This is a genomic window from Arthrobacter sp. Cr_A7 (assembly GCF_029222765.1).
Taxonomy (GTDB): Bacteria; Actinomycetota; Actinomycetes; order Actinomycetales; family Micrococcaceae; genus Arthrobacter.
Map to the genome: position 1 here is coordinate 1 of NZ_JARHXQ010000205.1, position 25,647 is coordinate 25,647.

A 25,647-nucleotide genomic window follows, 5' to 3' on the forward strand; every position below is an offset into this window, starting at 1 on the left:
GCAGAAACTTAGCCGGGCAGCACGGCCGACCAGCCGCCGTCCACCATCAGGTTTGCTCCCGTCACGTAGGAAGCCTCATCCGATGCCAGGAACAGCGCGCAGTTGGCGACTTCTTCCGGCGCCCCGATCCGCCCCAGCGGGATGCTCCCCTCAATGGTCCGCATGGGGTGGTCCGCTGCCAGCAGGTTGCCCTCCGTGGCTGCGGTACGGATCATTCCGGGACTGACGGCGTTGACGCGCAATCCATGCGGAGCGCCCTCGGCCGCGAGCTGTTTGGTCATGGCCACCACCGCTCCCTTCGTGGCCGTGTGGGCCAGCCGGCCGTTGGTCATGGAGCCGGTCACCCCCGCTGTGGAGCCCACCAGGACAATGGCACTGTTTACGGCCTGGATCAGCTGCGGCCAGAAGTACTTGACCGGCAGGAACACCACGTCCATCTCGTGTTCAATGTTCCATTTCCAGTCATCGAAGGTGAGCTCCTCCACCGGGGCGAAGCGCGTGACTGCGGCGTTGGCGTACAGGATGTGGACCTGGCCATGCGTAGCGGCGACACCCGCAGCCCACGCCGCCACGGCTGCCTCGTCCGTGAGATCGACCCGGCTGCTGCTCATCCGGCCCCCGGCGTCGGTGACCGCCGCAACCGTGGCCGCGGCGCCGTCGTCGTCCATGTCGCAGCCCACCACGAAGGCCCCTTCCGAAGCGAAGGCGAGCGCGGCGGCCCTGCCCTGGCCGCTTGCCGTTCCGGTGATGACGGCGGTCTTGCCGGTCAGGCGTGGGCTGGAAGCGGGCATGGGAGATCCTTCCGAAAGCGTGTTTCCTCGACTTTCGCAGGGATGGGCCGGAAGGGGAACGGCGTCTTGGGTCTAGGTGGTATCCGCCGGGCGGATAGTCCCGCAGATAGTCACGGGGACGGACTCAGGCGTCTTCGGCGGCAGTGCCGGCGGCCGGAGCCGCAGCGTCTGCGGCGAGGGCTTTGCGCCGGCGGGAAACCTGGATGGCGATGGCGGTGGGGATCGCGGCCAAAGCGGTGATCCGCATCCAGGGCCGGTCCAGGACATGGCCCGTGAGCGCATCAAGGGAGTAGAGGCCGGAGCCCCCGATCGTGAACGCGGCGGCTGCCAGGCCCAGCACGGCCGGGTACTCGAGGCCGCCCTCTTGGGCGAAGAAGCCGTTCGGGGCGTGGACGCTGGCTGCTACGCCCATGGTGGTGGCAGCAGCGGCGCCGGCGGCAGGGGTGGCCAGGCCCAGGGCCAAGGCGAGTCCCGCTCCTGCTTCACCGACGCCCGCGAGGACGGCGCTGGGTTTTGCCGGGCGGAACCCCATGGCGTGCATGCCCTTGCTGGTGCCTTCAACGCCTCCCCCGCCGAACCAGCCGAAAAGTTTTTGGGATCCGTGCGCGATGAGCACCCCTCCGAGACCAACGCGGAACAGGGTCTGGGCGGCGGCGGCCGCCTCAGGGCTGGTGGTTACATTGCGCATAACAGTCCTCCTTGGGTTGCTGAGTCGCTGCCCGGCTCGGTGTGAGCACGATTCTACGTCTGCGCTGCCTCCCGCGCCTGGATAGCCACCGGATGGGCAGTGACGGGGAAGAGTTCGTGGAGCCGGGCGCAGGAGCGCTGGACCACGGACCGCAGCCACACGCTGGCCGGGTCCTCCGCCTGGGACGGGTGCCAATACATGGCCTCCACCAGGGAAGCTTCGGTGCCTTCCGAGAACTCCAGCACAACGATGTCCGCGCCGCGCTGGGCCCGGGCCGCCAGCATCCGCGGGACCATGGCCACCAGGTCCGTCCCTTCGACCAGGAGCGGCAGCGACAGGAACCCGGCCACTACGGCAGCCACGCGCCGCTGGATGCCCCGCGACTCGAACAGCTTGTCTGCCGGGGTGCTGATTCCCTCGCCGAAATAGCCGACGGCGTGGGGAACCGAGGCCAGGTCCTCCAGCGTCAGCCGGGGCTGCTGGAGCAGGGGGTTGCCGGCGTCGGCAATGGCCACGAAGCTGTCACGGAAGAGTTGCTTACTGGCTCCCTGCATCTGGTAGCCCGTAGGCCCCACCAGCAGGTCGATCTTGGAGTAGTCGGCCATCTGGCCCTGGATCCCGGAACCGGCGGTGGGCACGAAGTCCACTGACACGCCCGGGGCTTCCTGACGCAGGATGCCACGCAGCGGACCCACGATCAGCGCCGCCGCATAATCCGAGGCGGCGATAATGAACTCCCGCTCGCTGGTGGCGGCGTCGAAACCGGACCGCACGCGTGTGGCCCGCTGGATGTGAAGCATGGCTTCATCAACCAGCGGGACCAGGGACTGCGCGAAGGGCGTGAGGTCGTAGGTGCGGCCGTTCCGCACCAGGAGTTCGTCGTCGAAATGGCGCCGGAGCCGGGCCATCGCAGCACTGGTGGCGGGCTGGCTGAGCTGGAGCCGCTCCGCTGCCCGGGAGATGTTCCGCAGTTCAAGCAGGACCTGCAGGTGGGGCAGCAGGTTCAGGTCCAGGTTCTTCATACCCACAGGTTATCCATGCCCGCAGTGCGGCCTTTGCGATGCCGGGATTCTAATGGCTGACGGCCGCCATCCGGGGTCCCCGGACCAGGACAGCCAGGAGGGCCACCGCGCACGCGATTCCCAATCCGCCCAGGGCAAGGCTGAGGCTCCCGGTTGCCGCCGCGGCCGCGCCAAGGACAATGGGCGTCAGGAACTGGCCGATGAACAGTGTCCCGGTCCAGATGCCGGTGCCACGCCCGCGCTGCTGGAATTCAAGGCCATTGACGGCCCAGGTCAGCAGGGTGGGCAGGAGCACTCCGGTTCCGGCGCTGGCAACCACCGCCCCCGCGATGGCCAGCGGCACGGTCCCCGCGACGGAGACCAGGGAAAGTCCGACGGCGGCCAGCCCGAAGGCGAGCGCCAGCAGGTTCCGCGTGCCGAGCTTCGCCAGGAAGCGGAAGGAGATGGCACCTGCCGCGGTGGCCAGGGAAGCGATGGCCGCAGCCAGTCCAATGAGGGCGGCATCGCCCACGCCCAGTCCCGTGATGACGTACGGCAGGTGGACGATGAGTGCGTAGAACACGATACCGCCGAACAGCGTCACTGCGGCCGGGGCACCGATCTGCCGCCATGGCACCGGCGTCCTTTCCGCCGTCGTGCGCTGGCTCTTTGCCGGCTCCCACAGCTTGAAGACCATGGGGATCACGATGACCGCGCTGACTGCGTAGAGCCAGAACGGTGTGCGCCAGCTGATGCTGCCCAGGGCGCCGCCGAGGGCGAAGAATGCGGTGGCCGCGAGCGCGCTGACCATGGTCTGCAGGCCGAGGTATTTGTTCCGCTGCCCGCCCGCGTAGTAGTCGGTGATGAGCGTGGTGCAGCAGGTCATGATGGCCGCTTCCGCAATTCCGACGCCCACCCTGGACAGTGCGATGGACTCGAGCGTGTCCAGCCACAGCGGCGCGGTCCCGAACGCTGCGTAGGCCAGCATGGCGAAGACCAGCAGCTGCTTGCGGCCCACCCGGTCGGCAAGGTAGCCGGCAAGCGGTGAGAAGAGTGCCACGAACAGCGCGGGCAGCGTGAGGGTCAGCGGTACCAGGATGGCAACACCGGGGGTGTCCGCGAACGCCTGGTTCAGGGTGGGGAGGATGGGTGCCAAAAGTACGGCGCCCAGCACCGGCATGCAGCTGCCGGCAACCAGGAGGGTTGCCTGCAGGCGTCCTGCCGTGCGGGGCCCCGAGGTGCCCGGGGCCGCATTCCCGGTCCCGGTATCCGTGAGCTGAATATTCTCCATTGAATCTTCCTTAGCCTCTTGATGGTCACGGAGGGATCAGCGCGGTTCAGGCGCTGAAGAGTGACTTCCCTCACTGTGGCAACCGTTGGGCTATCGGGGAATCATGGATTTGGGATAGCTGATATCCACGGAACGGATGGCAGGACGAAGGTGTGCCGGGCGGCTGCTTCCGCGCGGGAACCTCCGGACAGATCAGGCCCCCAGTTCTTCTGCCACCTTCCGTGCGCCGCGGACCGCAATCGCCACGCTCATCAGGGTGGGGTTCATCGCCGTCGCCGTTGGTATCAGCGCATTGCCGCCCACAACCAGGTTCCTGTAGCCCCACACCCTAGACCACGGATCTGCCACCGAGGTGTCGTCGTCGATGGCGCCCATCCGCATGGTGCCCTGGTAGTGGAGGCTCGAACCGTTGGGCATCAGCCGCGGCTCGGCAACAAAGACGCCTAGGGCCTTCCCGGCGCGGCGCAGCCGCTCTGTGGCCTGCGCGATTTCCACGTTTTCCCGCTCGGTGAGCTCGTATTCGATGGTCATGTTGGGGAATCCCCGGTAGTCCGGCTCGTTGTCGTCGAAGGTGACCGCATCTTCATACCGGGGGTGCTTGCGCATGCCGTAGCCCATGTTGACGTAGCCCCACGGGTTCTGTGAGTACGGGGTTCCGGGCTCCATGGGGAAGGGCGCGGTCTCCGAGTACATGACCTGGACGGAGAAGGGGTGCTCCGGTTCCGAGAAGGGGATGCGGTTGACCGCGGCAACGGGGTCTGCCGGATTCATTGCACGCCGGGCGAGTTCGGCGTCGAGGTCCTCCTCGGTGGCGAACCGGCCCATCTTGTCGGCATCCAGGGCCACCGTGGAGATGACCACCGGATGTTCGGTGAGGTAGTGGCCCAAAGCCTTCGGCCGGATCCCGGAGGCCCACAGGAGCTGCGGCGAGCGGAAGGCATCTGCGGCAACCACAACCATGTCCGCTGCCACAAATGACGTGTCCCCCGTCCGCAGGTCCTGGACGGTGATCCCGGTGACCCGGGGCCCGTCCAGTTCCACCCGGCGGACCAGGGTGAGGTCGCGGAGTTCGAACTGCTTCGAGAGCGGACTGTCCCTGTCGACCAGCGGGCCGAGGACGACGTCGGCACCCGCCCAGCGCACGGACCCGTCAGGCTGCGGATCCCCGGCCACGGGAAGGGTGCCCACCCCATAGCCTTCCGGCAACTCCGCACCGAACTCTTCATCGAGGAGGGACCGGATGGCCTCGCCGACTTTGGAATCGGCGAAGGCGGCGCTGTGGACGTGCAGCAGCCGCTTGGCGTCCTCGATCAGCCCGTCCCATTCGTCGTCCGCGATGAAGGGGATCTTTTCGCTGAAGGCGGGCGACGGCGTCGCGCAGGTCCAGTGCGCACCCTGGCCGCCGACGTTGGTGGCCGCAGCCGCTGCCGGGAAGGATGGGGCATGGGCGGCGCCGGCGCCCCCGAAGTCCAGCAGGTGGGTGCCCTGGCGAGCGGTGAACATGCCCTCCGTGACGGTTCCGGCCGGGATGCCGAGCGATTCCCGGTACGCGCCGGCCTGCGGCCCCTGGGACATTTCCCGGGCACGGGCCTTTTCGGCGGCATCCGGGATGTTGCGGACGCTCTCGCCCGGGACTTCGGTGAGTTGCGGCCCGGCTTCGAACATGATGACCCGGGCGTTCGGGACCTGCTCCACGAGCAGCCGGGCGTAGGTGGAGCCGATGGGCCCGCTGCCGACGATGGCAATGGTTGGGTTGGACATGATGTCTCCTTTGAAATCAGGCCGAAAGGGATTCGGAAGGTGAGGGGGCGGCGGGAACGGGTTCGTCGGAGAGGCGGCCCTGCGGAAGCAGGACAGCCGCAGCGATGCCCACCACATAGGCGGCCGCCAGGGCGATGAAGACCGGGGTGAAGACCGAGCTGTAGATCTGCGCCACATTGGCCTGGACGTCCGGCGCGGCCCCGTGGACCAGCTGCGGGGTCAGGGTTGAAGCGTCGAGGCCTGCCGGCAGGAGGGCGGCCACGCCGAAGCCGATGACGCCGCCGATGATCGCCGTCGCCACTGTTGATCCCACCTGGCGCACCAGGTTTACGGTTGCGGTGATGGTGCCGGTCTGTCTTGCCGGGACGGCTCCCTGGACCACGGCGACGATCAGGCTCATGAAGGCACCGGTGCCAATGCCCACCACACCCATCACCACCATGGGAACCCACAGCGGAAGCCCGGCAGGCAGCAGGGCCATCGCGAACAGCCCGGCGGCTCCCAGCGAGGTCCCCAGGATCGGGAAGATCCGGTACCGGCCGGTCCGGCTGGCCAGCCATCCGGTGAGCAGGTTGCTGATCAGCATGCCGAACACGGTGGCGATGGGAACGAGGCCGGACACGGTGGCCGTGGTCCGGTAGGCCATCTGGACGTACGTGGGGAGGTAGGCAGTGATGGAGAAGAGCCCGACGCCGATAATCGCCGAGAGCGCGGTGCCCGCCGCAATGGTCCGGTTGGCAAAGACGTGGAGCGGCACGATGGGCTCGGGGGCGCGGCGCTCGATAAAAAAGAATGCCACAAAGCCCAGCATGCTGACCGCGAGCGCAGCAGCCGTGGCAGGGCCTGCGCTGCGTTCCGCAGCCCAGGTGACTGCGAGTACGAGGGCCACCAGCGAGGCAGTGAAAACTGCCGCACCGGCAACGTCAAAGTGGCGGGGGGCGGGCCCTGGCTCCAGGTGCGGCACAGCAATCAGCGCAAGGGCCAGGGCCGCCGCACCAACGGGGATATTGATCCAGAAAACCCACTGCCAGCCCCAGTAGTCAGTGATGGCGCCGCCAAGCACCGGCCCCACCAGGATGGCGATGGGGAAGGCCGCGCCGATAATGGCCATGTAGTGGGGACGTTCACGCTGGGTGGTGACCCGGGCAATGATGGTCTGGGACATCAGCTGCAGGCCGGCGGAGCTCATCCCCTGCAGGACACGCGCGGCGATGAGCCACGCCATGTCCGTCGCGAAACCGCAGGCCAGGGAGGCGGCGAGGAACATCACCAGCGAGCCGAGGAAGATCCGCCGGGCGCCCAGGACATCACCGAGCTTGCCGAGTACCGGCAGCAGCACGGTGCTGGCGAGGGTGTATCCCACCACAACCCAGCTCATCAGCTTCAGCGCGCCCAGCTCACCGGCGATGGTGGCCAGCGAGGTGGATACCACTGTGTGGTCCAGGGCCCCGAGGAAGGAGACCGTGAGCAGGGAGATAACAAGGAGACGGAGTCTCAAAGGCGAAAGTGGCATAGTGATCTACCCGAACGATCGGGCCGTCGACGCGACGTGGTGTGCCTCCGGCGCACCATCACGCCGGAGAACGGGTCCGGCAGGAACCCCGGCGCCACTTCCATGATACCCAACTTTAGTCGTAAAACAACATAAGAGTGCAGGAATCGGGCATGGACGAATGGCGGTGCTCCTAAGCATGGCGCAGTGCCCATGCCAGGGCCATGTCCTGGAGCAGCTCATCCAGGTCAGCTTCCTGCTTGCCCGACAGGCAGGCGTCGAGAGCCCGGCGGAGCGCCAGGCGTGCTGACGATTCGTAACGCTCAGGTGCCCGCAACGCCCCATCCCCCGTGAAGGTCTCCACCCGGGTCAGCCCGGCCGGCTGGTCCACGGTGACTTCAGTCCGCACCTCACCAAGGGCCAGCACGTGGAGCAGGCCTCCTTCATGAGGTCCACCGACAGGAGTCCCCAGAACGGTGGCGGGGGCAGAACCGGTACCCTCCGAATCCAGCAACGCCATCCTGCCCTGCGGCGTGGACATTCCCACGCTCAGCGCCAGGGGTGTCCCGGCAAGGCACCGGGCCCAGCCGAAGCCATCGAGGATGACGCCGTCCAGGCCGGCAACCGGAGCGGCGCATTCAACGGTGACCAGGCGGGCCGGACTGCCTCGCCGTGCCCGGACCGCATCGGCTGCAACATCGGGACGCAGGCGGGGCCGCTCAATGATCACCGGAATGTCACGCGGCCACGCTTGGGAGGCAAGAGCATCCTGCTGGAGCATTGCCGGGTCGGCTAGCACCACCGCCGACGCTCCCGCGGCCCGGGCAGCCAGCATGCCCTGCCACCAATCCCCCACTCCCGGCACCACCACCACCGCACCCCGCATGTCCTCCGCAAGTGCAGCACTGACGGGAAGCTCGGCAACAGCGGCGGCGTAGGCCGGCAAGGCGGTGACGACGCCGAATGCGCCATCCCGGCTCATTGCGTCACCCCTGCCAGGACTTTGGCTGCCGCAGCGTCCGCCAGCCCGATGGCAAACAGCGAGTCCGCCAGCAGTTCGTCGTACTCCACGGGGGCATCACCTTCCAGGAGCGAGGCAACCAGGCGCCACTCGGCCACATAGCCGTCTTCCTCATCGCGAGGGTACTCCGTCCACTGCCCGTCCACGCTGCGCACCCGGACGGCAGCGCTTCCGGCATGGACGAAGGCGGGCGGAAAGTCCACCTCGATGCGGTCATGGGTGGTGGCGATGTTCATCCGCCAGAGGGCATCCGGCCCTTCCGGCAGCATGGTGAGTGCCAGCTGGACCAGGACTCCGCCGGCCCGGTAGCCCACCTGGTAGCCGATGGGCGCAACGATCCTGGCGTAGAGAATGTCATCGATGCCGGGCGCGATGTCCCGCACGGCAGGAAGATCATGGATCGCGAGCCCGGTCAGCAGCTGCCGCAGGACATCTGCCGCCACCGTGGGGTTGCCAAGGTCGGGGCGCCCCCGCCGGGCAGCCTGCAGGGAACCGCCCTCGGCCACGAGCCGGTGGTACCTGTCGTTCGGAGGCAGCGCCAGGGTCACGGAGATGGCCTGCACCCGGCCCTCCAAGGCGACAAGATGGTGTTTTGCGCGCCCCCAGGCAGCATCAAACAAGTGGTTCGTTCCCACCAGCAGGAGTGTGCCCGCGGCCCGGCATGCAGCAATGACGTCATCGGCTTCCTGCCTGCTGGTGGCCAACGGCTTCTCGCAGAAGATGGCGAGCTTGCCGGCGGCCACCGCGCCGAGGATCTGGCGGGCATGTTCAGCGGGCGGGCTGCAGACGGCCACCACATCCACCGCCGGATCGGCGAGGAGGTCCGCCTCCCCCTCCGACCAGCGTGCGCCGAGCCTTTCCGCAAGTACCTGCGCGCGGCCGCTCCCCGCGTCGGCAATATGGACCACCTTGTACAGGTCCCCCAGGCGTCCCAGCACCGGCAGATGCAGGGCGGCAACGCCGGGCCCGGCTCCCAGTATCCCCACGTTCCAAGGCATCGTTGCCTCCTCACTTTTGTCTCTATTATTCATAAGTAAGGACGCTTCTGGCTATAGTCGTGCTTAACCGCACCTTAGTCGGCCGATCTATGTGAGAATTGTTGGCATGACCACAGACTCCACCCTCCGCTTTGGAGCACAGACGGATGAAGTGACGAGCCTCCTGCGGATCGTCAACCTGGTGCGAACGGGCGAGGCCACCACGCGGCCCGAAATCGGCAAGGTTACCGGGCTCGGCAGGGGCGTTGTCAGTCAACGCGTCGATCAGGCCATCTCGATGGGCTTCCTCGGCGAGGGCGACTTCGGAGCCTCCTCCGGCGGCCGCGCACCCCGGACCCTCCGCTTTCGCGCAGAGCAGGGACACATCGTGATCTGCGCCCTTGGGGCGGCTCATATCAGGGTTGGCGTAGCCGCGCTCGACGGCGACATCCTGGAACACACGCACCGCACCTGGGACATCGCGCAGGGTCCGGAGAAAACCATCGAGGCCGTCATGACCCTCGTGGAAAAAGTGCTCGGGCAGCACCCCGCCGTGCCGGTCTGGGGTGTCGTGGTGGGCCTCCCCGGACCAGTGGATTTCGCCTCGGGCCAGCCTGTGGCACCTCCCATCATGCCCGGCTGGAACGGCTTCGACGTCCGCACGCCCTTTGAGGAACGGTTCACCGCGCCCGTGTGGGTGGATAACGACTCCAACCTGCTTGCCCTCGGCGAACGCGCCCGCCGGCGCGACTCACTCGCGGACCTCATCTACTGCAAGATCGGCTCGGGCATCGGAGCCGGCCTGCTGTCCAAGGGCAGGATCCACCGCGGTGCCAACGGCGCGGCAGGCGACATCGGCCATGTCCGGGTTTCCGACTCCGATGTCCAATGCCGCTGCGGCAAGACCGGCTGTCTGGAAGCCGTTGCCGGCGGCTGGGCACTGGTCCGGGACGCAGAAGAGGCCATCAAGGAAGGCGTGAGCACTTCCCTTGCCGCGCTGGCGAAGAAGGGAAGGCTTTCCCTCGAGGAGATCACCCTTGCAGCCCAGGCGGGCGACTCCCTGGCCATCACCCTCGTCCAGAAGTCGGCGCGCGTGGCGGGCGAGACTATCTCGGCGCTGGTGAACATGTTCAACCCCGGGGTTATTGTCATCGGCGGTGCCATGGGTTCGGCCGGCGAGGTTTTCCTTGCCGAAGTGCGCCAACGCGTCTACGAACTGTCGCTGCCGCTGGCCACCCGGGACCTCACCATCACCCTCTCCGTCAACGATGAGCGCGAACCGCTGCGCGGAGGAGCCGAGCTGGCCCGCGAGCAACTGTTCGACATCACCTTCCCGCGCTGGTTCGCGGACGGGCGGCCGTCGCCGGAACGGGTTGCCCTTTCCGCTTAACGTTCCGCCGCCTCTAGGTTCCGCCGCGGAAGGACCCCTCCTCAGGCCACGTCTCGGGACACGCTGGGGACCGGCACCCGGTCAAGCTCCAGGCGGGCCTCCAGGTGGAATGGGAGGACCAGCGGAGAGCCGGGACGTGCCTGCAGGTAGGGCACCATCAGCCGGAAGTCGACGGTGACGGCGTGTGGCCCGCGCGGGAGTTTACGCCGGCCTGCCAGGACGAGCCTGTCCTGGACGAACCACCAGCCGGACTCTGCCTGCAGCGCATCGGGGTGTACGGCGCGGGACCCGAGCATCACCGCCAACTCCCCCGGCGCCAGCGGACCGCCGTCGACGTCCACGGACAGGCCGGCAACGCTGGACAGTGGCATTGAACGGATCCACGGCAGGCCAAGGCGGAGCTCAAAGCCTCCCGGAGTGGCGGTCAGCGCATCTTCGCGCAAAGCGGTTTCCAACATGGCTTCCATCCTTTATCCTGAATCTGACATAAGTTTGTCATTAACAAGCATAAAGGGGAAGACGCCCTATGGCTTCTGAAATTCCAAGCGGCTGGACGTTCTGCGCCAGCTCCTTCAACTGGACGCCGGACATCATCGCTGCCCGGCGGACGGCCCAGGACATCGTCACCGGCATAGCGGACTCGGTGGTGAAGACAGTAGAGCTCGAGCCCGGGCTGGTGTGGAGGTCCTTCCCCGCTCCGCAGAACGACGAGGTGGACGGCCTGCGGGAAGCCCTGGCGGCAAAGGGCGCATCTATCAGCATCGTTGGGGCCAGCCTGGACGACTTCACCTCACCCACGCAGCACCGCTCCCTGCAGCAGCGCCTCGACTTCCTGGTCCCCCAGATCCATGCCGCGCACCGGGTAGGAGCCCGGGGAGTCCGGCTCCCGATCGGACAGGCGGGGAGTGAACTCCTCACGCTGGTCCAGCCGCTCCTGCACGAGCTCGACCTGGTGCTGTACGAGGAAATACAGGGGCAGCAGGCCCCCGGAAGCCCCGCCGTCGAACCTGCCCTGGAGGCGATCGCCGCGCTCGGTGATGACCACGTCCGGGTGCTCGTGGACATCAGCATGCTGATGCCGGCCCTTCCGGTCACCTACCTCGAGGAGCTGCGGCAGGGCGGTGTTTCCCCGGATCTGCTGGCGCGCCTGGAGAATGGCTGGCGGGATCCCGCCACCCACGACGCCGTCACCGCCCTGCTCCGTTCAGGGAACGTGCCGCCGCGGATCCACACCCTCTTTATGAACCTGATCATCCGATTTGGCCGCAGTGACGCTGCCGGCCTGCAGGGCATCCTGCCCCTTGTGGGCGCCTTCCACCTGAAGTTCTGGGACCTGGACGACGACGGCGGGCGGGTTTCGCAGCCGCTGCGTGACCTGGGCGGCCTTCTCCGCCGTAACGGCTTCAGCGGCACGCTGACCAGTGAGTGGGGCGGCCACGAGTGGCTGCAGGACGACCCCACTGACATGACGAGGCGGCACCTGGCGCTGGCGGAAGCAGCACTGGTCGAACCTTTCCCATCGGCGGTTGAGCCCGTCGAAACCCTGATTTCGACAGGCTCAATCACCGGCTGACACCACAAAAGGACCGGTCCTGGATGTCCAGGACCGGTCCTTTTGCTTTGTACTTATTTCGTGCTGAAGGCGGCGTCGAAAGCTGCCGCGGAGGGCTCGTAGCTGGAGAGCCTGCGCACAAAAGCCAGAGCCTCGGGGGCGCCGTCCAGGCGGTCCATGCCGGCGTCCTCCCACTCCACGGACAGCGGGCCGCGGTAGCCGATGGAGTTCAGCATCCGGAACGCGTCCTCCCAGGGCACGTCGCCGTGGCCTGTGGAGATGAAGTCCCAGCCGCGGCGCGGATCAGCCCATGCCAGGTGGGATGACAGCCGCCCGTTGCGCCCGTTGCTGAGCCGCTTCTTCGTGTCCTTGCAGTGCACGTGGTAGATCCGGTCCTTGAAGTCCCAGAGGAACCCGACGGGGTCGATGTCCTGCCACACCATGTGGCTCGGATCCCAGTTCAGCCCGAAGGCCTCGCGGTGCCCGATCGCCTCCAGTGCCCGCTGCGTGGTCCAGTAGTCGTACGCGATCTCGGACGGGTGCACCTCGTGGGCAAAGCGGACACCGACTTCGTCGAAGACATCGAGGATGGGGTTCCACCGGTCGGCGAAGTCCTGGTAGCCGGCGTCGACCATCTTTTCGGAGGCCGGCGGGAACATGGCCACGTACTTCCAGATGGACGAGCCCGTAAACCCGGTCACCGTCTTCACGCCCAGCTTCGCGGCGAGCCGCGCGGTGTTCTTCAGTTCCTCGGCGGCGCGGCGGCGCACTCCTTCAGGATCGCCGTCGCCCCATACGGCGTCCGGCAGGATGCCGCGGTGCCGTTCGTCGATGGGGTCGTCGCAGACAGCCTGGCCCTTGAGGTGGTTGGCAATGGTCCATACCTTCAGGCCGTGGCGTTCCAGGATGTCCAGCTTTTGCTGCACGTAGGCGTCGTCGTCCCAGCGCCAGGGGTCCAGGTGGTCGCCCCAGCAGGCGATTTCGAGCCCGTCGTAGCCCCACTCGCCGGCGAGCCGCGCCACCTCCTCGAATGGCAGGTCGGCCCATTGGCCGGTGAACAGAGTGATAGGTCGTGCCATGTATTTCCCCTCCTACCGGACCTGCGCCGGAACGTCAGCGGCAACACGGGTCCAGGCTGAATCATTGTCGGAACTGCGTTCGACGGCGTCGAGCACCCGCTGCACCCTCAGCCCGTCAGCGAATGTCGGGTGCGGGTCCGTGCCGGCCACAATGCCCTCCACGAGGTCCTTGACCTGGTGCGAGAACCCGTGCTCATAGCCAAGCATGTGGCCTGCCGGCCACCACCCGGAGACGTAGGGATGCTCCGCTTCGGTGACCAGGATCTTCCGGAAGCCCTGGCGGTCACTGGGCGCCGTGCGGTCGTATAACTGGACACTGTTGAGGTCCTCGAGGTCGAAGGCAAGGGCGCCCTTGTCCCCCGAGACCTCGATCTGCAGCGCGTTCTTCCGTCCGGTGGCGAAGCGCGAAGCCTCGAACGACGCCAGGGCGCCCGATTCGAAGCGGCCGGTGAAGATGGCGATATCGTCCACGGTCACCTTGCCCTTGCCCACTCCGGCCGTGCCGGAAAGCCCGCTGCCGGAATCGAGCAGGGGGCGCTCCTTGACGATGGTGTCAATGGTTCCGGACACCTTCTCCAGGTTCAGCCCGGTGACGAACTGGGCCAGGTCGATGGCATGGGCCCCGATGTCCCCCAGCGCGCCGGAACCGGCGTGCTCCTTCTGCAGGCGCCAGGCCAGCGGCATGTCAGGATCAACGAGCCAGTCCTGCCGGTACGAGGCACGCACCTGGTTGACCGTCCCCACAGCACCCTCAGCGATCAGGTTGCGCAGGAAGGTGACGGCCGGGACTCGGCGGTAGGTGAAACCCACCATCGCCCGGATGCCCTTTGCGGCCGCCCGTTCCGCCGCTTCGGCCATCGCCTCGGCTTCGGCCACCGTATTGGCCAGCGGCTTCTCGCAGAGCACGTGCTTCCCGGCTTCCAGCGCCGCGATCGCAATCTCTGCATGGGAATCACCCGGGGTGACAATGTCGACGACGTCGATATCGTCCCGCGCGACCACCTCGCGCCAGTCTGTGGCTGACTCAGCCCAGCCCCACTTGTGGGCAGCCGCGGCCACCGCGTCGGCGTTCCGGCCTACCAGAACCGCCATTTCCGGCTCCGCCGGCAGATCGAACACGCGTGGGGCCGTGCGCCAGCCCTGGGAGTGGGCGGCACCCATAAAGCCGTAGCCGATCATGGCCACGCGCAGGGTGTTCATGCCAGCACTACCTTGCGCTCAACCGCCACCCGGTTTCCGACGTAGCGCATGGGTGCGATCTGCATGTAAAGCAGGCGGAGGGTAAGGATGACTTCGACATCGATTTCCTCGCCGGCGTCGGGGATGCGGTCCAGCGGGATGATCACATCGGGCTTGTCAGCGACGAACCACAGGGTTTCCCACTGTTCGGGAAGTTCCGCGATGGAGTAGGACTTTCCCTGGAGTTCGAAGCGGAGAGCTTCCTTGGGGATCGCCACGCCGTTGACGGTGGCCGCAACATCGTCCACGGCGGACAGCCAGAGGCTGCGGTACCAGGGCAGTTGCACGGACACCGAAATGCCCTCGGGGTGCCTGCGGACGTCGGCGTCCTGGAACAGGGAGTTGTGGGTTGCCATGGCTTTCCTTACTTCGCAGTCTCGACGAGGGCCGGGTTGGAAACAGTTGCATCAACGGATTCTTCGATGGCGCGGCGCATCAGCGCGTGCTGCTTCTTCACCAGGTCAATGGGGTCCGATTCGCCCAGGTCGGCGAAGGCGTGGCCTTCCCATTCGCTGGAGAGGAATCCTTTGTAGCCGCCCTTGACGAACTGGCGCACGATGCGCGGGATGTCCATGGCGGGCTCGTTGCCGTTCTCGTCGATGTCGTAGAACTTCGCGTGCACGTGGAACATCTGCGGCATGATGTCCAGCCATTCCTCCGGCGGAACCAGTCCGTGCATGTTGAACGCCAACCGGGTGAAGGGGCCCAGCCGGGCGGGATCGAAGTTATTTTCGCGCAGGTAGTCCTCGAACTCCTGGTTCCGCTCCTGCATCGGCAGCGGCTTGCGCCAGATGTCCTGCATGACCGCAAAGTGCTCCTCGGGCAGGCCCATCTGGGTCAGGGTGCGGAACAGCGTGGGCGACAGGCTGTGCATGGTGGAACTGAAGTCTGCCGTGAAGCCCAGCCGGTCGCTGCCGAGCTCCTCATACATCTCTCGGATCTGCAGGATCTTGGGATCGTTCGGGCCCTGGGGCGCGTGGATCTCGTAGCCGAGCTTCTGGTCGTACTTCTCGGCCAGCGGAAGCAGCCGGCGGAGCAGTTCCTTGCCGGCGGACCGGATGACGATCTTGTTGAAGCCCAGCGTGTTGGCGGTCTTGAGCTGCCTGGCGAAGAAGTCGTACTCCTCGTCCGGCGTCATGTCCCGGTCCTTGCGGCGGCCCATGTCCAGGTTGGTGCCCACGGCGCTGGGGGTCAGGCCGTAGCGGTCCATGCTGTCCCGCCACAAGCGGACAAAGTCCTCGTCCACATCGGGGTAGGTGCGCAACATCTGGGCGATGTTGAACTCGACGCCGGGGCCGAGGCCTTCATCGGCGACGGCCTTGATGAGCGTCTCCGGCGTGTAGAGCCCGGCGGCGAACTCGGAGGTGAGTGAATAGAGTGTGATGCCAAGCTCGATGCCCGAGCCTGCGATGCCTTCTGACATGTGTGTTGTTTCCTTCGTTGTCAGCCGCGGACGGGCTGGGCGAGGTGGCTGCTGAGGATGCGTCGCGCTTCTGGGGCGTCGGTGATCATGGCCGAGCCGGCGTCAGCCGCGGCAGAGCGCTGGACGGCCTGCTCGGCGCGGATGATGTCGAACGGGTCCTGCCAGTTGTTCCAGTGCCAGCCTTCGTATTCACTGGAAATGGCACCGGTGTAGCCGTTTTCCACGAGCTGGCGGACCAGGCCGCGCACCGGAACCGAGGGCTCCTCACCGTTTTCGTCGATGCCGAAGAACTTGCCGTGCACGTGGCGGACCCACGGCATGATTTCCAGCCAGGTGTCCAGCGGTGCGGGACCGAACAGCCCCGTTCCGTTGATGCCGAAGTCGATCCCCAGATCCGGCCGGCCGTTGCGGGCGGCCAGGCCGATGAAGGCACCGAAGCGCTCACCATGGACCTTCTGGGTGTTGGGCGGACCTTCTGCGTAGAAGCCGTTCCACAGCTCAACAACCTGCCGGAGCAGGTCCTCGGATGCGCCACGACGGCGGTAGGCCTCCAGCAGGGAGGGGGCAAAGCCGGTGACGGTGGCACCCCAGTCGGCGGTGAAGCCCAGCAGCGGGGAATCGAGCTTTTCGTAGCGGTCGCGGAGGGCAAGGACCCGCTCGTGGGCGCCGTGCTGGTCAGCGTGGACTTCGAGGGCCAGGGTAACGCCGTACTTTTCGGCGACCGGCAGAAGGCTTTCCATGGCGTCGGGTGTCAGCGAGATCTGCACGCGGGCAATCGGGAAGCCGAGCCTGGCCGCCACCTCGATCTGCTTGCGCATGTATTCGACCAGTTCGTCGTGGTTCATCAGCCGGTCCCGGCGGATGCCGGTGTCAACGTTGACCGCGAGGGACGTGGGGACCAGGTCCACCTCAGCCACCAGGTCGCGGAACTGGCCCACGAAAGCGTCGTCGATGCGGTCCGGGAAGCCCCGGAGGCTGGAGAATCCAATGACCTCAAGCCCCGGACCAAAACCCTCGGCCGCTACCTTGCGGATCAGGCCATCGAGGTCGTACTGCCGCGCGTGGAAGGCGCGGGTGAAGCTGTAAAGGGTGACGCCCTGGATCGGCGTTCCGAGGCTGGTCATCGCGATGCCACCTTCATGGTCTTGGTGTCGTGCTCTTCGATGTGCAGCACGCCGTGGTCGGTGATGATGTACGGGATGTAGAGCTTCAGGTCCACCCGGACCTCGTGCTCTCCATCGGCATCCTGGACGGGAAGGTCGCCGGAGAGGATGGCCGAATCCAGCGGGTACCACCATTCGCCGGTCTCATCCACGAGCTCCTCGAACCTGAACGTCCGGTTGTTCATGGTCCAGCGCAGGCTGTCCTCGGGAGCGGCAACGCCGTCTATGGTCAGTGCTGCGCCGGCGATGCATGAGCCCGGAAGGGCCCGGTACCAGGGGATGCGGACTTCGACGGCGGTACGGCCGTCCTGGGTACTGAGTGTTCCCTGCTCGATTATGCGGTCGGCGATCATCGAGACCTCCTTGTCTGCGGCATGCCTTGCCGGTGAATGAAATGCCTGTGAGTGAACGAAAACGCGGCATCCTGCCACTTATTCATTATTTAGCCATTCTATTGTCTGATTCAGACATAAGTAAAGCGTCGTTCAGTTCTTTTGCGATTTTTCGGGCTCCGCGCACGGCGAGCGCAACCGCCGTCAGCGTCGGATTGCATGCCGTGGCGGTGGGAATGACGCCGTTGCCGGCCACGAAAAGGCCGGGGACCTGCCACACCTGGCTGTCGGGCGAACAGACGCTCCCGCCGTCGTCTGTTTCTCCCATCCGCGTGGTGCCTTGGTAATGCAGGGACGCTCCGGGCGGCATCACGAATGGACGCTCGTCGAGCGGTTCACCCACCGCCTTGCCCAGGCGGACGATTTCCTGCTTCGCGCGCTCCACCACCTCGTGGTCCCGCTCTGTGAGGCGGTAGTGGATGCGCATGGCGGGCATTCCGTAGGCGTCACGCGCGTCGTCGTCGAACGCCACCCGGTCCTCGCGCTGCAGGTCCTTGGCGCAGAACAGGCCCAGCCCCACGATCGATCCCGGAACAATGGGATCATCGTCGGCCAGCGGGACCGGGGACGCATCCAGCTGCATGATCTGGCCGTGGAAGGGTGCCTCGTCCATGTAGGGCACCCACGCCACGCCGCTCTGCTCGCTCAGGGCACCGTCAGCTGCCCGCGTTACATGTTCGGCCGAGACGCCGCGCAGCCTGCTTGCGAACACCACCTGGGCCTGGTCGTTGAGGTAGCGGCCCAGGGCGTCGGGCCTGATGCCGGAAGCCCACAGCAGCTGCGGCGTGCGCAGCGCGTCACCTCCCACCACAACATAGCGGGCGGCGACGTGATGTGTTTCGCCGCTGCGGCGGTCCTGGACCTCGATGCCGGAGGCAATTCCGTCCTCCGCCAGCACCCGGCTCACCAGCGACTCGTCGAAGAGTTCAAAGTGCGGGTTCTCGCGGGTCACGTCACCCATCACGACGTCGGAGCCTGACCAGACGAGGCCGCCGTCCTCCCGCCGGTGGACAGCAAGCGGCATGGGCTGGACGCGGAATGCAGGGTCGCGGCCCTCGTCCAGGACGGCCGACAGGCGGTTGATGACGAGGTCCGAGAAGGGTGCGTCGTCGAAGGCGTGGGTGGTGACGCCCAGCAGGCGGTCGGCCTCGTCAAGAAGCTGCTCCAGGTCCGGCAGGAACGGTATGCGCTCCGTTCCTCCGGGACGCGGGCATGCGGCGGTCCAGTGCGCCGCCATGCCGCCCACGTTGCTGGACATGGCCGCGACGGGCATGCCGTCCTCTCCCGGGAAGGCGTAACCGTCCGGCAGGAGATATGTGCCTGCCCTGGCCCGGCGCTCCCCGCTCTTGGCTGCGCCGGGGGAGGTGATCGTTTCGGCCCCTGCCCCAGGTCCCTCGGAAGCGCGCTGGGCAATGCTGCGGCGGTCGGGATCGGCGATGTTCTTGACGTGCGCACCTGGCGGATTGCTGACGGTGGGGCCCACTTCGAACATGGCGATGGTGGTGCCGGGGGCTTCCTCGCTGAGGATCCGCGCATACGCGGATGCTGTGGGCCCGCTGCCAACGATGGCGACGTCGACGCGTGCGGGATAGCGGTTACCGGCCATGGCCCGCCACCAGTTCCTGGATGCGCCGGACGGACTTTGCCGAATCAATGGTCGGGTAGTACTCCAGCCCGATCGGGCCCGTGTAACCGCTGTTCTGCAGGTCCCCGATCCTGGCAGGCCAGTCGATGGAACCCGACCCGGGCTCCCCGCGTCCCGGGGCATCGGCGATCTGCACGTACTTGATGAAATCCCCGGCGTTGGCCAGTTCGGCAACCACGTCCTCGCCCTCGACCGTGGAGTGGTAGAGGTCGTAGAGGACGCCGAAGTTCGGCGAGTTGACGCCTTTGGCGACGTAGACGGCTTCCGAAGTCCGGTCCAGAAGGGCTCCGGGGTGGTCAACACGGATGTTCACCGGTTCGAGGACCAGGGTGATGCCCGAACCCTCGATGTGCGCCACGCCGCGGGTGAAGATCTCGATCAGTTCGTCCAGCTGGTCCTGCCGCTTGCGGCCGCCAAAGCCGGTGCCGCTGCCCACCACAATCCGTGGGCAGCCGAGCTGCCGTGCCACCTCGACGCCGGCGTCGAGGCCGGTGTAGAAGGGTGCGTGGTCCTTGGGCGGGATCATGAACTGCATGCGCGGTTCGGCCAGTTGGGCGGTGAGCTGGACTCCGGTGTCCTCAAGGGCTGCCTTGAGGGCGGGAATGTCCTTGCCCGTGGGGCCCCACATTTCCACGGCGTCGAAGCCGGCGGCGGCTGCGGCGCGGACCCGGTCTGCGGGGCTGTCGCCTGCTTCCGAGAACAGGAGGTCGATATTGGGCGCAAGTTGGTACATGGATTTCTCCTTGAAGTAAGAAAGGTGAGCTGGATTGTGGGCCCTCAGCGCCCGGATCCGCCGGTTTTTGGGTGTGGAAGGCCGCCGCGCAGCGTTCGAGGCGCTGCGCGGTGGTCAACCGTTGCGGGTCAGCCCTTAAGGCCGCCGGAGAATCCCTGGATGAAGCGCTTCTGCGCGAACAGGAACAGGGCGAGGATGGGGATCATGGACACGATGACGATGGCGAAGATCGAGTTCCACTGGGAGACCAGGGAGCCGATGTAGTAGTACATGGCCACCGGCAGCGTCTGGTTGGCGGAGCCGCCCAGGAAGATCAGCGATGTGAAGAAGTCGTTCCACACGATGAGCCCGGCAAAGATGGTCACCGTGCCCGTGGCGGGAGCCATCATGGGGAACACCACCTTGGAGAAAACCTGGGACTTGCTGGCGCCGTCGATGGTTGCCGCTTCTTCGTAGTCCGTGCCGAGGCCGCGGAAGAAGTTTGCGTAGAGGAAGATCGAGAGCGGCAGGAGCATGCCGGTGTAGAGGACGATCAGGCCCCAGGCCGATCCGGTAAGTCCAAGGGCGCGTGCACCCATGTAGAGGGGGACGGCGCCGAGTTGGCCGGGCAGGATGATGGCGACCAGGAAGAGGTAGTACGCGCCCTTGCTCCAGCGGCGGGTGCTCCGTGAGATGACGTATCCGGTGACGGAGCCGAGGGCAATGAGTCCCACAATGCTGCCGGCGGTGATGATGAGGCTGTTGACCAGGCCCAACACCACGTTGGAGTTGCCGGTGGCGGTCAGGACGTCCACGAAGTTGCTGAAGTCAGGGCTTGTTGGCGGAGCCAGGGCCGAGGTGGTGAACAACTCGGTGTCCGGCTTCAGGGCGGTGGTCACCAGGAAGTAGAACGGCGCGAGGAACAGCAGGGCGAGTGCCCACAGGCCGACTTCGCGGAGCAGGGTGAGTTTGGTGTAGCGGAACATGGCTTAGTCCTCGGGGTTCGAACGCGTCAGCCGCTGCTGGAGTACGGCGAAGATCAGGATGATGGCGGCGAGCACCAGGGCCAGGGCGGCACCGCCCCCGAAGTTCCCGAGCGCAAAGGCCTGCTTGTAGACCTGGGTGGCCAGCGTTTCCGTGGCCCCCGCGGGTCCGCCGCCGGTGAGCGCCATGATGGGGTCGAAGACGCGCAGTCCCTGGACGATTCCCAGCGTGGTGGCAATGGCGACGGCGGGTCGGATGGCGGGCAGGGTAACGTTCCGGAACCGCTGCCACAGGTTGGCGCCGTCAATGGCAGCCGCTTCCTCGACTTCCACCGGGACACCGGCCAGGCCGGCCATAAAAATCACCATGGCAAAGCCGGTTGACGACCAGATCAGCACCACCAGGACGGTCCAGATGGCCCACTGCGGGTCGGCCAGCCACGGCTTGGCCTGGTCGCCGGCGCCTATTGCCGTCAGGAGGGCATTGAGCGGACCGTCGAAGTCGAAAATGTATTTCCAGATGTAGGCCGTGGCCAGCGGGCTGAGCACCACCGGCATAAAGAAGAGGGTCCGGAGGATGTAGCGCGTCTTGAGGACCCGGTTCAGGCCCAACGCAATGATCAGTCCGGCAATATTGCCCAGGAGAACCGAGCCGAAGGCCAGGAAAAGGGTGTTGGAGAGGGCTCCGACTTTTGTGGGGTCTTTGAAGATGGCCTCGAAGTTGGCCCAGCCCGTGATCTTGAACGAGCCGATGCCCGTCCAGTTGGTGAAGGCGAAGAATCCGCCGATTCCGGTTGCCACGTAGTGGATGGCAACCACCAGTGCGATTCCCGGCAGGGCCCACCACCAGTGTCCGAACTCCAGGCCGCGGCCCCGGGAGCGGGCGTTCTGTCCCGCCCCCGGAGTGCGCCTGCCTCGCCGGGGTGCTTCTGCTGCTTCGCTTTTCGGTTGCATCGTCGCAGTCATGGTATTCCTTGCTTGTCCCTTTGAGTGGTCGGAACGTTGATAGTGAAGAACGGCTACTGTCCCCAGGCGGCGTCCATGGCCTGCAGGACCTGGTCAGGGTTCTTCTGGCCGGTGATAATTCCCTGCACGCCGGTTGCGAGGGCGTCGTAGACGGCGGAGTTCGGCCACTGGCTGTTCGGCAACGGCCCGTATTTTCCGTCCTTGATCAGGTCGCCGACGTTCTTGTACGCGCCGCCCTCGAAGTCGTAGCTGTCGATTCCACTCACCGGCAGGGCGCCGTCGATCTCTGCGAACGCCTTGGTCTGCTCCGGTTCGGCAGCCCAAGCGAGGAACGCCTTGGCGGCGTCCTTGTTCTTGGAGGCGGCGTTAATGGAGAAGGCGTAGTTGGCGCTGGCGTAGACGTAGTCGTTACCGGAGCCCTTTTCAGCCGGCAGTGCCCGCACGCCGAATTCGGAACCGGCAGCGGCGGACTGCAGCTGCTTCCAGCTCGTGGCCGGAATGAATCCTGCCAGTGACGTACCGCTGGCAAGGCCCTTGGTAATGGCGTCAAAACCGGCGCCGGCGGCGCCCTTCTGGAAGCAGCCTGCGTCCTTCAGAGTGTTGACTGCCTCGAGTGCCGACTTCCAGCCGTCGGAGCCCGCGAAGGTGACCTCATTGGCCGCGCGCTTGTCGTTCCACTGGGGGTCTTCCGCGTAAACGCGGGAGGCCGCCAGGGACATCGCGGTAAGGCCTGTGTTGGGAGGCGCCGCGCCGGCAAGGGCGAAGAGGGATTTCCCGGACGATTCGAGGGACTTGCACTGCTGTTCAAGAGCCGCAAAGTCCGTGGGGAACTCGCCGGCTTCCTTAACCGCAACCTCGTTCGCGACCAGGGCGGACACAGTAATGGCCGTTGCCTGGCCGAAGACCTTGCCCTCCGGGCCGAAGCTGCTGGCGCTCCCCTCAGGCAGCAGCTCTTTGGCGGAATCGTCCAGGGGCTCAAGGAACCCGGCCTCCGCCAGCGGAAGGATGCTGCGTCCCTGGCCGCTGCCCGGCGAGGTCACCACAATGTCCGAGGCGTTGCCGGCCTGGAGCTGGGTCCGCAGGGTCTGGTCATAGGAGTCGTTGGGCTGGGGGTTGAACGTGATCTTGACGTTCGGGTTGGTCTCCATATACTTCTCGGCGAGTACCTGGAAGGGGCTCTCGATGGTGTTGGAGGTGGCGAATGACAGGGAGAATTCCTGCGAGCCGCTTGAAGAGGCGTTGCTGCCGGTGGAGGCCGAGCAGCCGGTAAGGACGAGGGCTGCGATGGTGGGGACGGCGAGGGCGCCGGCCTTCAGGCCCGAATAGCGACGGTGCTGTGTCATGTCCAGCCTTTCTGACTTCGTTGTCGAAATTATCCGGGAGCCGTGACCCCGGTCACTCACCAGTATGCGGGAGATGTGCAGAAAAAGCACATAAGTCTTGCCGATGACAGACATAAGTTGAACGGGGGTCTGCAGAAGCAATCCGCATCGGACGGCGTGATGCACACCGCAGAACCTATTGATGCCGCTGATACACTGGCGGGACGAAAGTTCACCGTTGAAAGATCGACGTGCCGTGACGAATAATGTCCTGCTTTCCCGGCTCGACCTCAACCTGCTGATCTCGCTGGATGCCCTGATTACCGAGCGGAGCGTGACGAGGGCGGCCGAGCGGCTCCACCTGAGCCAGCCGGCGCTGAGCGCGTCGCTGGCGAGGCTCCGGTCCCATTTCGGGGATCCCATCCTGGCCCGCCGGGGCAATGCCTATGAGCTCACGCCCTTCGCGCTGCGGCTGGCGGAGCACACCACCACGGCGCTGGAGGCCGCCCGCCGTGTCTTCGAAAGCCAAGCGACCTGGGAGCCGAGCGAATCAGAGCGCGAGTTCTCCATTTACGGCTCGGATTACGGCTTTACCACCATCGGACGGGTGGTTTCGGAGCTTGCGGCCGAGCGCGCCCCCGGTGTCCGGTTCCGGTTCATGCTGCACAACCCGATGGTGGTGGAGGATGCCGCAAACCGCCTGCGTTCGGTGGACGGCATGGTGATTCCGCACGGCTTCCTGACCGGGCTCCCCTACCTGGACCTGTGGCGGGACGGCTGGGTCGCCGTCGTCTCGTCGTCCAATGACGCCGTTGGCGAGAACATCACCATGGAGAACATCGCCGAACTCCCCTGGGTGATGACCTACCAGACCCGTTCGGCGTCAACGTCGGCAGAACGCCAGATCATGCAGCTCGGTGTTGAGCCGCGCGTGGACGTGGTGGTGGAGAGCTTCCAGTCCCTGCCGCACTTCGTGGTGGGTACCAACCGGATCGCGCTCATCCAGGCGGCGCTGGTGCCGTTCGCGCTGCGCGTCGGCGGGGTGCGGATCCTGCCGCTGCCCTTCGACGCCACGCCCCTGGTCAACGCCCTGTGGTGGCACCCCGTCCATAACCGCGATTCGGAGCATGAGTGGATGAGGGAGCTCTTCAAGGAGGCTGCCGGCATTGTTGCGGCGGCTGCGGCCCAGGAAGCCCCGTAAACAAACGCGCGCTTAAATGCCTCGGTGCCCGGCCGGATGAACCGGCGGGCACCAAAGCATTTGGGATTGCAGGGTCAGGCGGATGCCAGGACAGTCCGCATGCTCTTGCGGATGAGGTCGTGCTGCTTGCGGACCAGCAGCAGCGGATCCACCTCGCCGAGCTCGGCGAAGGCGTGGCCCTCCCACTCGCTGGACCAGTAGCCGCGGTACCCGCCCTCGACGAATACCCGGACGAGTTCCGGATAGTCGATGGCCGGTTCGTTTCCTTGCTCGTCGATGTCGTAGAACTTGGCGTGGACGTGCATGATCTGCGGCATGATGTCCGCCCACTCCTTCGGGCTGACATGACCGTGCATGTTGAAGGCCAGGTGCGCGAAGGAACCAAGGCGGGCAGGATCGAAGTCCCGTCCCCGGAGGTAGCCGATGAACTCCTCCTGCCGGGCCCGCATTGGGGCGTCGGTAGCCCAGATGGCCTGCAGCGTGTGGATGGCTTCGTCGTCGAGCCCGGCGCGGCGGACGGCCCGCAGGAGCGTCGGGGACATGCTGTGCATGGTGGAGGAGAAGTCCGCCACGAAGCCCAGCAGCGGCGAATCGAGTTCCGCGTAGACGTCGCGGACCTTCATGATTTCCGGCGAGTTGGGGCCCAGCGGTGCGTGGATCTCGTAGGCGAGCTTGAGTTCGAGGTCCTCGGCGAGCGGCAGGAGCCGGCGCAGCAGCTCCGGTTTGGCGCTCTGGATGCGGACCAGCGGGAAGCCGAGTTTCTTGGCGCCATGAAAGAGCGTCTCGGTGAACTCATACTCCTCGTCCGGAGTCATGTCGCGGTCCCGTCGGCGGCCCATGTCCAGGTTGGCGCCGAAGGAACTGGCGGTGAAGCCGTGCTTGTCGAAGGCCTCCTGCCAGGAACGGGCGAAGCCATCCGTCACGTGCGGGTAGGTGGGCAGGACCTGGGAGGCGACGATCTCGATGCCGGGGCCGATGCCCAGCCCGGCCACGCGGTTCAGCAGACCGTCAAAGTCGTACCAGCCGGCCCTGAACTCGGCGCTGGCGGAGTACAGGGTGAGCCCGAGCGAGAAGGGATCGTCCTCAGCCTTCGGCGGAGGCGGGGCCACCGCCGTCGTCAATCCAGGAGCAGCAGCCGCCCTGTCCGTAACGGTCAGCTCGAGTGTCTGGTTCACGAAGTTGGGGACGTACATGCCGGGTCCGCCGTCCTGGCCCGGGGCGATCTGCATATAAGGCAAGCGCAGCTCCCCAATGAGCTGCACCCTGTGCTGCCCGCCGAGGGCCACCGGGGTATCCCGCTTGGCGATCAGCAGGGGGTGCTCCTGCAGGTACCAGAGGGTTTCGCTCTGCGCTGGCAGGTCGGCGAGTGCGTAGCGGACGCCGCCGAGTTCCAGGGCCAGGTCATCGGCAGGAACGTCCTGTCCGTCAATCGTGAGCCGCAGGCTGGAGACCGAGGAAAGCCACAGGCTCCGGTACCACGGCAGCGTCAGGGCCAGGGCAAGGCCGTCGGGATGGGTGCGGAGGCTTGAATCGTCAAGAAGTCCGTTGGGCATGGCTG

Annotated in this window: 24 protein-coding genes; 3 read left to right on the forward strand and 21 right to left on the reverse strand. The window is 66.2% G+C overall.

Annotated features, from left to right (window positions below):
• Nucleotides 1-8 precede the first annotated feature (8 nt).
• The 8 genes from P2Q66_RS11860 to P2Q66_RS11895 form a co-directional block, all read right to left on the reverse strand.
• Nucleotides 9-791 (reverse strand): SDR family NAD(P)-dependent oxidoreductase, encoded by a 783-nt coding sequence (locus P2Q66_RS11860; RefSeq protein WP_275728274.1) that lies wholly within the window; start codon nucleotides 789-791, stop codon nucleotides 9-11.
• A gap of 124 nt (nucleotides 792-915) precedes the next feature.
• Nucleotides 916-1,479 (reverse strand): DoxX family membrane protein, encoded by a 564-nt coding sequence (locus P2Q66_RS11865; RefSeq protein ID WP_275728276.1) that lies wholly within the window; start codon nucleotides 1,477-1,479, stop codon nucleotides 916-918.
• A 53-nt stretch (nucleotides 1,480-1,532) separates the two neighbouring features.
• Nucleotides 1,533-2,501, reverse strand: a complete 969-nt coding sequence (locus tag P2Q66_RS11870) for a LysR family transcriptional regulator (protein WP_275728278.1) — start codon at nucleotides 2,499-2,501, stop codon at nucleotides 1,533-1,535.
• A gap of 49 nt (nucleotides 2,502-2,550) precedes the next feature.
• A complete protein-coding gene (locus tag P2Q66_RS11875) occupies nucleotides 2,551-3,771 on the reverse strand; it encodes an MFS transporter (RefSeq protein WP_275728280.1) in 1,221 nt (406 codons plus the stop codon).
• Between the two features lie 192 nt (nucleotides 3,772-3,963).
• Nucleotides 3,964-5,532: a GMC oxidoreductase gene (locus tag P2Q66_RS11880; protein ID WP_275728283.1), complete on the reverse strand. Its 1,569-nt coding sequence runs from the start codon at nucleotides 5,530-5,532 to the stop codon at nucleotides 3,964-3,966.
• 16 nt (nucleotides 5,533-5,548) lie between these two features.
• On the reverse strand, nucleotides 5,549-7,030 hold the full coding sequence (locus P2Q66_RS11885; protein ID WP_275728285.1) for an MFS transporter: 1,482 nt from the start codon (nucleotides 7,028-7,030) through the stop codon (nucleotides 5,549-5,551).
• A gap of 187 nt (nucleotides 7,031-7,217) precedes the next feature.
• Nucleotides 7,218-8,006, reverse strand: coding sequence for a hypothetical protein (locus tag P2Q66_RS11890; protein WP_275728288.1), 789 nt, complete (start codon nucleotides 8,004-8,006; stop codon nucleotides 7,218-7,220).
• Nucleotides 8,003-9,043: a Gfo/Idh/MocA family oxidoreductase gene (locus P2Q66_RS11895; protein WP_275728290.1), complete on the reverse strand. Its 1,041-nt coding sequence runs from the start codon at nucleotides 9,041-9,043 to the stop codon at nucleotides 8,003-8,005. Before P2Q66_RS11895 ends, P2Q66_RS11890 begins: the two co-directional genes overlap by 4 nt.
• 106 nt (nucleotides 9,044-9,149) lie before the next feature.
• Here P2Q66_RS11895 and P2Q66_RS11900 point away from each other — a divergent pair, with 106 nt between their 5' ends.
• A complete protein-coding gene (locus P2Q66_RS11900; RefSeq protein ID WP_275728291.1) occupies nucleotides 9,150-10,412 on the forward strand; it encodes an ROK family protein in 1,263 nt (420 codons plus the stop codon).
• 41 nt (nucleotides 10,413-10,453) lie between these two features.
• Here the strand turns inward: P2Q66_RS11900 and P2Q66_RS11905 are convergent, their stop codons facing one another.
• Nucleotides 10,454-10,870 (reverse strand): DUF6379 domain-containing protein, encoded by a 417-nt coding sequence (locus tag P2Q66_RS11905; RefSeq protein ID WP_275728293.1) that lies wholly within the window; start codon nucleotides 10,868-10,870, stop codon nucleotides 10,454-10,456.
• A 68-nt stretch (nucleotides 10,871-10,938) separates the two neighbouring features.
• Between P2Q66_RS11905 and P2Q66_RS11910 the strand changes: the two genes are divergently transcribed.
• Entirely contained in the window at nucleotides 10,939-11,985 is a 1,047-nt protein-coding gene (locus tag P2Q66_RS11910; protein WP_275728294.1) for a restriction endonuclease subunit R, read from the forward strand.
• Between the two features lie 53 nt (nucleotides 11,986-12,038).
• Here P2Q66_RS11910 and P2Q66_RS11915 read toward each other — a convergent pair whose 3' ends face one another.
• From P2Q66_RS11915 to P2Q66_RS11965, 11 genes are all read right to left on the reverse strand, one after another.
• The gene (locus tag P2Q66_RS11915) at nucleotides 12,039-13,043 is read right to left on the reverse strand and encodes a sugar phosphate isomerase/epimerase family protein (RefSeq protein WP_275728295.1); all 1,005 of its coding nucleotides are present in this window, start codon (nucleotides 13,041-13,043) and stop codon (nucleotides 12,039-12,041) included.
• 12 nt (nucleotides 13,044-13,055) lie between these two features.
• Nucleotides 13,056-14,243: a Gfo/Idh/MocA family oxidoreductase gene (locus P2Q66_RS11920; RefSeq protein WP_275728296.1), complete on the reverse strand. Its 1,188-nt coding sequence runs from the start codon at nucleotides 14,241-14,243 to the stop codon at nucleotides 13,056-13,058.
• Entirely contained in the window at nucleotides 14,240-14,638 is a 399-nt protein-coding gene (locus P2Q66_RS11925) for a DUF6379 domain-containing protein (RefSeq protein ID WP_163167123.1), read from the reverse strand. The genes P2Q66_RS11920 and P2Q66_RS11925 overlap by 4 nt, the downstream gene beginning before the upstream one ends.
• Before the next feature lie 8 nt (nucleotides 14,639-14,646).
• Nucleotides 14,647-15,705, reverse strand: a complete 1,059-nt coding sequence (locus P2Q66_RS11930) for a TIM barrel protein (protein ID WP_275728297.1) — start codon at nucleotides 15,703-15,705, stop codon at nucleotides 14,647-14,649.
• 20 nt (nucleotides 15,706-15,725) lie between these two features.
• Nucleotides 15,726-16,829: a sugar phosphate isomerase/epimerase gene (locus P2Q66_RS11935; RefSeq protein WP_115525641.1), complete on the reverse strand. Its 1,104-nt coding sequence runs from the start codon at nucleotides 16,827-16,829 to the stop codon at nucleotides 15,726-15,728.
• On the reverse strand, nucleotides 16,826-17,221 hold the full coding sequence (locus P2Q66_RS11940) for a DUF6379 domain-containing protein (RefSeq protein ID WP_079596967.1): 396 nt from the start codon (nucleotides 17,219-17,221) through the stop codon (nucleotides 16,826-16,828). The genes P2Q66_RS11935 and P2Q66_RS11940 overlap by 4 nt, the downstream gene beginning before the upstream one ends.
• A gap of 85 nt (nucleotides 17,222-17,306) precedes the next feature.
• Nucleotides 17,307-18,866, reverse strand: coding sequence for a GMC oxidoreductase (locus P2Q66_RS11945; protein ID WP_079596968.1), 1,560 nt, complete (start codon nucleotides 18,864-18,866; stop codon nucleotides 17,307-17,309).
• A complete protein-coding gene (locus tag P2Q66_RS11950) occupies nucleotides 18,856-19,638 on the reverse strand; it encodes a TIM barrel protein (RefSeq protein WP_275728302.1) in 783 nt (260 codons plus the stop codon). Before P2Q66_RS11950 ends, P2Q66_RS11945 begins: the two co-directional genes overlap by 11 nt.
• 128 nt (nucleotides 19,639-19,766) lie before the next feature.
• The gene (locus tag P2Q66_RS11955) at nucleotides 19,767-20,603 is read right to left on the reverse strand and encodes a carbohydrate ABC transporter permease (protein WP_275728303.1); all 837 of its coding nucleotides are present in this window, start codon (nucleotides 20,601-20,603) and stop codon (nucleotides 19,767-19,769) included.
• Nucleotides 20,604-20,606: 3 nt separating this feature from the next.
• Nucleotides 20,607-21,566 carry a sugar ABC transporter permease gene (locus tag P2Q66_RS11960; protein ID WP_275728304.1) on the reverse strand — a complete coding sequence of 320 codons (960 nt, stop codon included), beginning with the start codon at nucleotides 21,564-21,566 and terminating at the stop codon, nucleotides 20,607-20,609.
• 53 nt (nucleotides 21,567-21,619) lie between these two features.
• Nucleotides 21,620-22,909: an ABC transporter substrate-binding protein gene (locus tag P2Q66_RS11965; RefSeq protein ID WP_275728305.1), complete on the reverse strand. Its 1,290-nt coding sequence runs from the start codon at nucleotides 22,907-22,909 to the stop codon at nucleotides 21,620-21,622.
• 235 nt (nucleotides 22,910-23,144) lie between these two features.
• Between P2Q66_RS11965 and P2Q66_RS11970 the strand changes: the two genes are divergently transcribed.
• Nucleotides 23,145-24,089, forward strand: a complete 945-nt coding sequence (locus P2Q66_RS11970; RefSeq protein WP_275728306.1) for a LysR family transcriptional regulator — start codon at nucleotides 23,145-23,147, stop codon at nucleotides 24,087-24,089.
• A 74-nt stretch (nucleotides 24,090-24,163) separates the two neighbouring features.
• Here P2Q66_RS11970 and P2Q66_RS11975 read toward each other — a convergent pair whose 3' ends face one another.
• A complete protein-coding gene (locus P2Q66_RS11975) occupies nucleotides 24,164-25,642 on the reverse strand; it encodes a DUF6379 domain-containing protein (protein ID WP_275728309.1) in 1,479 nt (492 codons plus the stop codon).
• Nucleotides 25,643-25,647 lie beyond the last annotated feature (5 nt).

Excerpts from the sequence above, each read along its gene's own strand:
- P2Q66_RS11860 (WP_275728274.1), bottom strand. The coding sequence starts at position 791 with ATGCCCGCTTCCAGCCCACGCCTGACCGGCAAGACCGCCGTCATCACC.
- P2Q66_RS11865 (WP_275728276.1), bottom strand. The coding sequence starts at position 1,479 with ATGCGCAATGTAACCACCAGCCCTGAGGCGGCCGCCGCCGCCCAGACC.
- P2Q66_RS11870 (WP_275728278.1), bottom strand. The coding sequence starts at position 2,501 with ATGAAGAACCTGGACCTGAACCTGCTGCCCCACCTGCAGGTCCTGCTT.
- P2Q66_RS11875 (WP_275728280.1), bottom strand. The coding sequence starts at position 3,771 with ATGGAGAATATTCAGCTCACGGATACCGGGACCGGGAATGCGGCCCCG.
- P2Q66_RS11880 (WP_275728283.1), bottom strand. The coding sequence starts at position 5,532 with ATGTCCAACCCAACCATTGCCATCGTCGGCAGCGGGCCCATCGGCTCC.
- P2Q66_RS11890 (WP_275728288.1), bottom strand. The coding sequence starts at position 8,006 with ATGAGCCGGGATGGCGCATTCGGCGTCGTCACCGCCTTGCCGGCCTAC.
- P2Q66_RS11895 (WP_275728290.1), bottom strand. The coding sequence starts at position 9,043 with ATGCCTTGGAACGTGGGGATACTGGGAGCCGGGCCCGGCGTTGCCGCC.
- P2Q66_RS11900 (WP_275728291.1), top strand. The coding sequence starts at position 9,150 with ATGACCACAGACTCCACCCTCCGCTTTGGAGCACAGACGGATGAAGTG.
- P2Q66_RS11905 (WP_275728293.1), bottom strand. The coding sequence starts at position 10,870 with ATGTTGGAAACCGCTTTGCGCGAAGATGCGCTGACCGCCACTCCGGGA.
- P2Q66_RS11910 (WP_275728294.1), top strand. The coding sequence starts at position 10,939 with ATGGCTTCTGAAATTCCAAGCGGCTGGACGTTCTGCGCCAGCTCCTTC.
- P2Q66_RS11915 (WP_275728295.1), bottom strand. The coding sequence starts at position 13,043 with ATGGCACGACCTATCACTCTGTTCACCGGCCAATGGGCCGACCTGCCA.
- P2Q66_RS11920 (WP_275728296.1), bottom strand. The coding sequence starts at position 14,243 with ATGAACACCCTGCGCGTGGCCATGATCGGCTACGGCTTTATGGGTGCC.
- P2Q66_RS11925 (WP_163167123.1), bottom strand. The coding sequence starts at position 14,638 with ATGGCAACCCACAACTCCCTGTTCCAGGACGCCGACGTCCGCAGGCAC.
- P2Q66_RS11930 (WP_275728297.1), bottom strand. The coding sequence starts at position 15,705 with ATGTCAGAAGGCATCGCAGGCTCGGGCATCGAGCTTGGCATCACACTC.
- P2Q66_RS11935 (WP_115525641.1), bottom strand. The coding sequence starts at position 16,829 with ATGACCAGCCTCGGAACGCCGATCCAGGGCGTCACCCTTTACAGCTTC.
- P2Q66_RS11940 (WP_079596967.1), bottom strand. The coding sequence starts at position 17,221 with ATGATCGCCGACCGCATAATCGAGCAGGGAACACTCAGTACCCAGGAC.
- P2Q66_RS11945 (WP_079596968.1), bottom strand. The coding sequence starts at position 18,866 with ATGGCCGGTAACCGCTATCCCGCACGCGTCGACGTCGCCATCGTTGGC.
- P2Q66_RS11950 (WP_275728302.1), bottom strand. The coding sequence starts at position 19,638 with ATGTACCAACTTGCGCCCAATATCGACCTCCTGTTCTCGGAAGCAGGC.
- P2Q66_RS11955 (WP_275728303.1), bottom strand. The coding sequence starts at position 20,603 with ATGTTCCGCTACACCAAACTCACCCTGCTCCGCGAAGTCGGCCTGTGG.
- P2Q66_RS11960 (WP_275728304.1), bottom strand. The coding sequence starts at position 21,566 with ATGACTGCGACGATGCAACCGAAAAGCGAAGCAGCAGAAGCACCCCGG.
- P2Q66_RS11965 (WP_275728305.1), bottom strand. The coding sequence starts at position 22,909 with ATGACACAGCACCGTCGCTATTCGGGCCTGAAGGCCGGCGCCCTCGCC.
- P2Q66_RS11975 (WP_275728309.1), bottom strand. The coding sequence starts at position 25,642 with ATGCCCAACGGACTTCTTGACGATTCAAGCCTCCGCACCCATCCCGAC.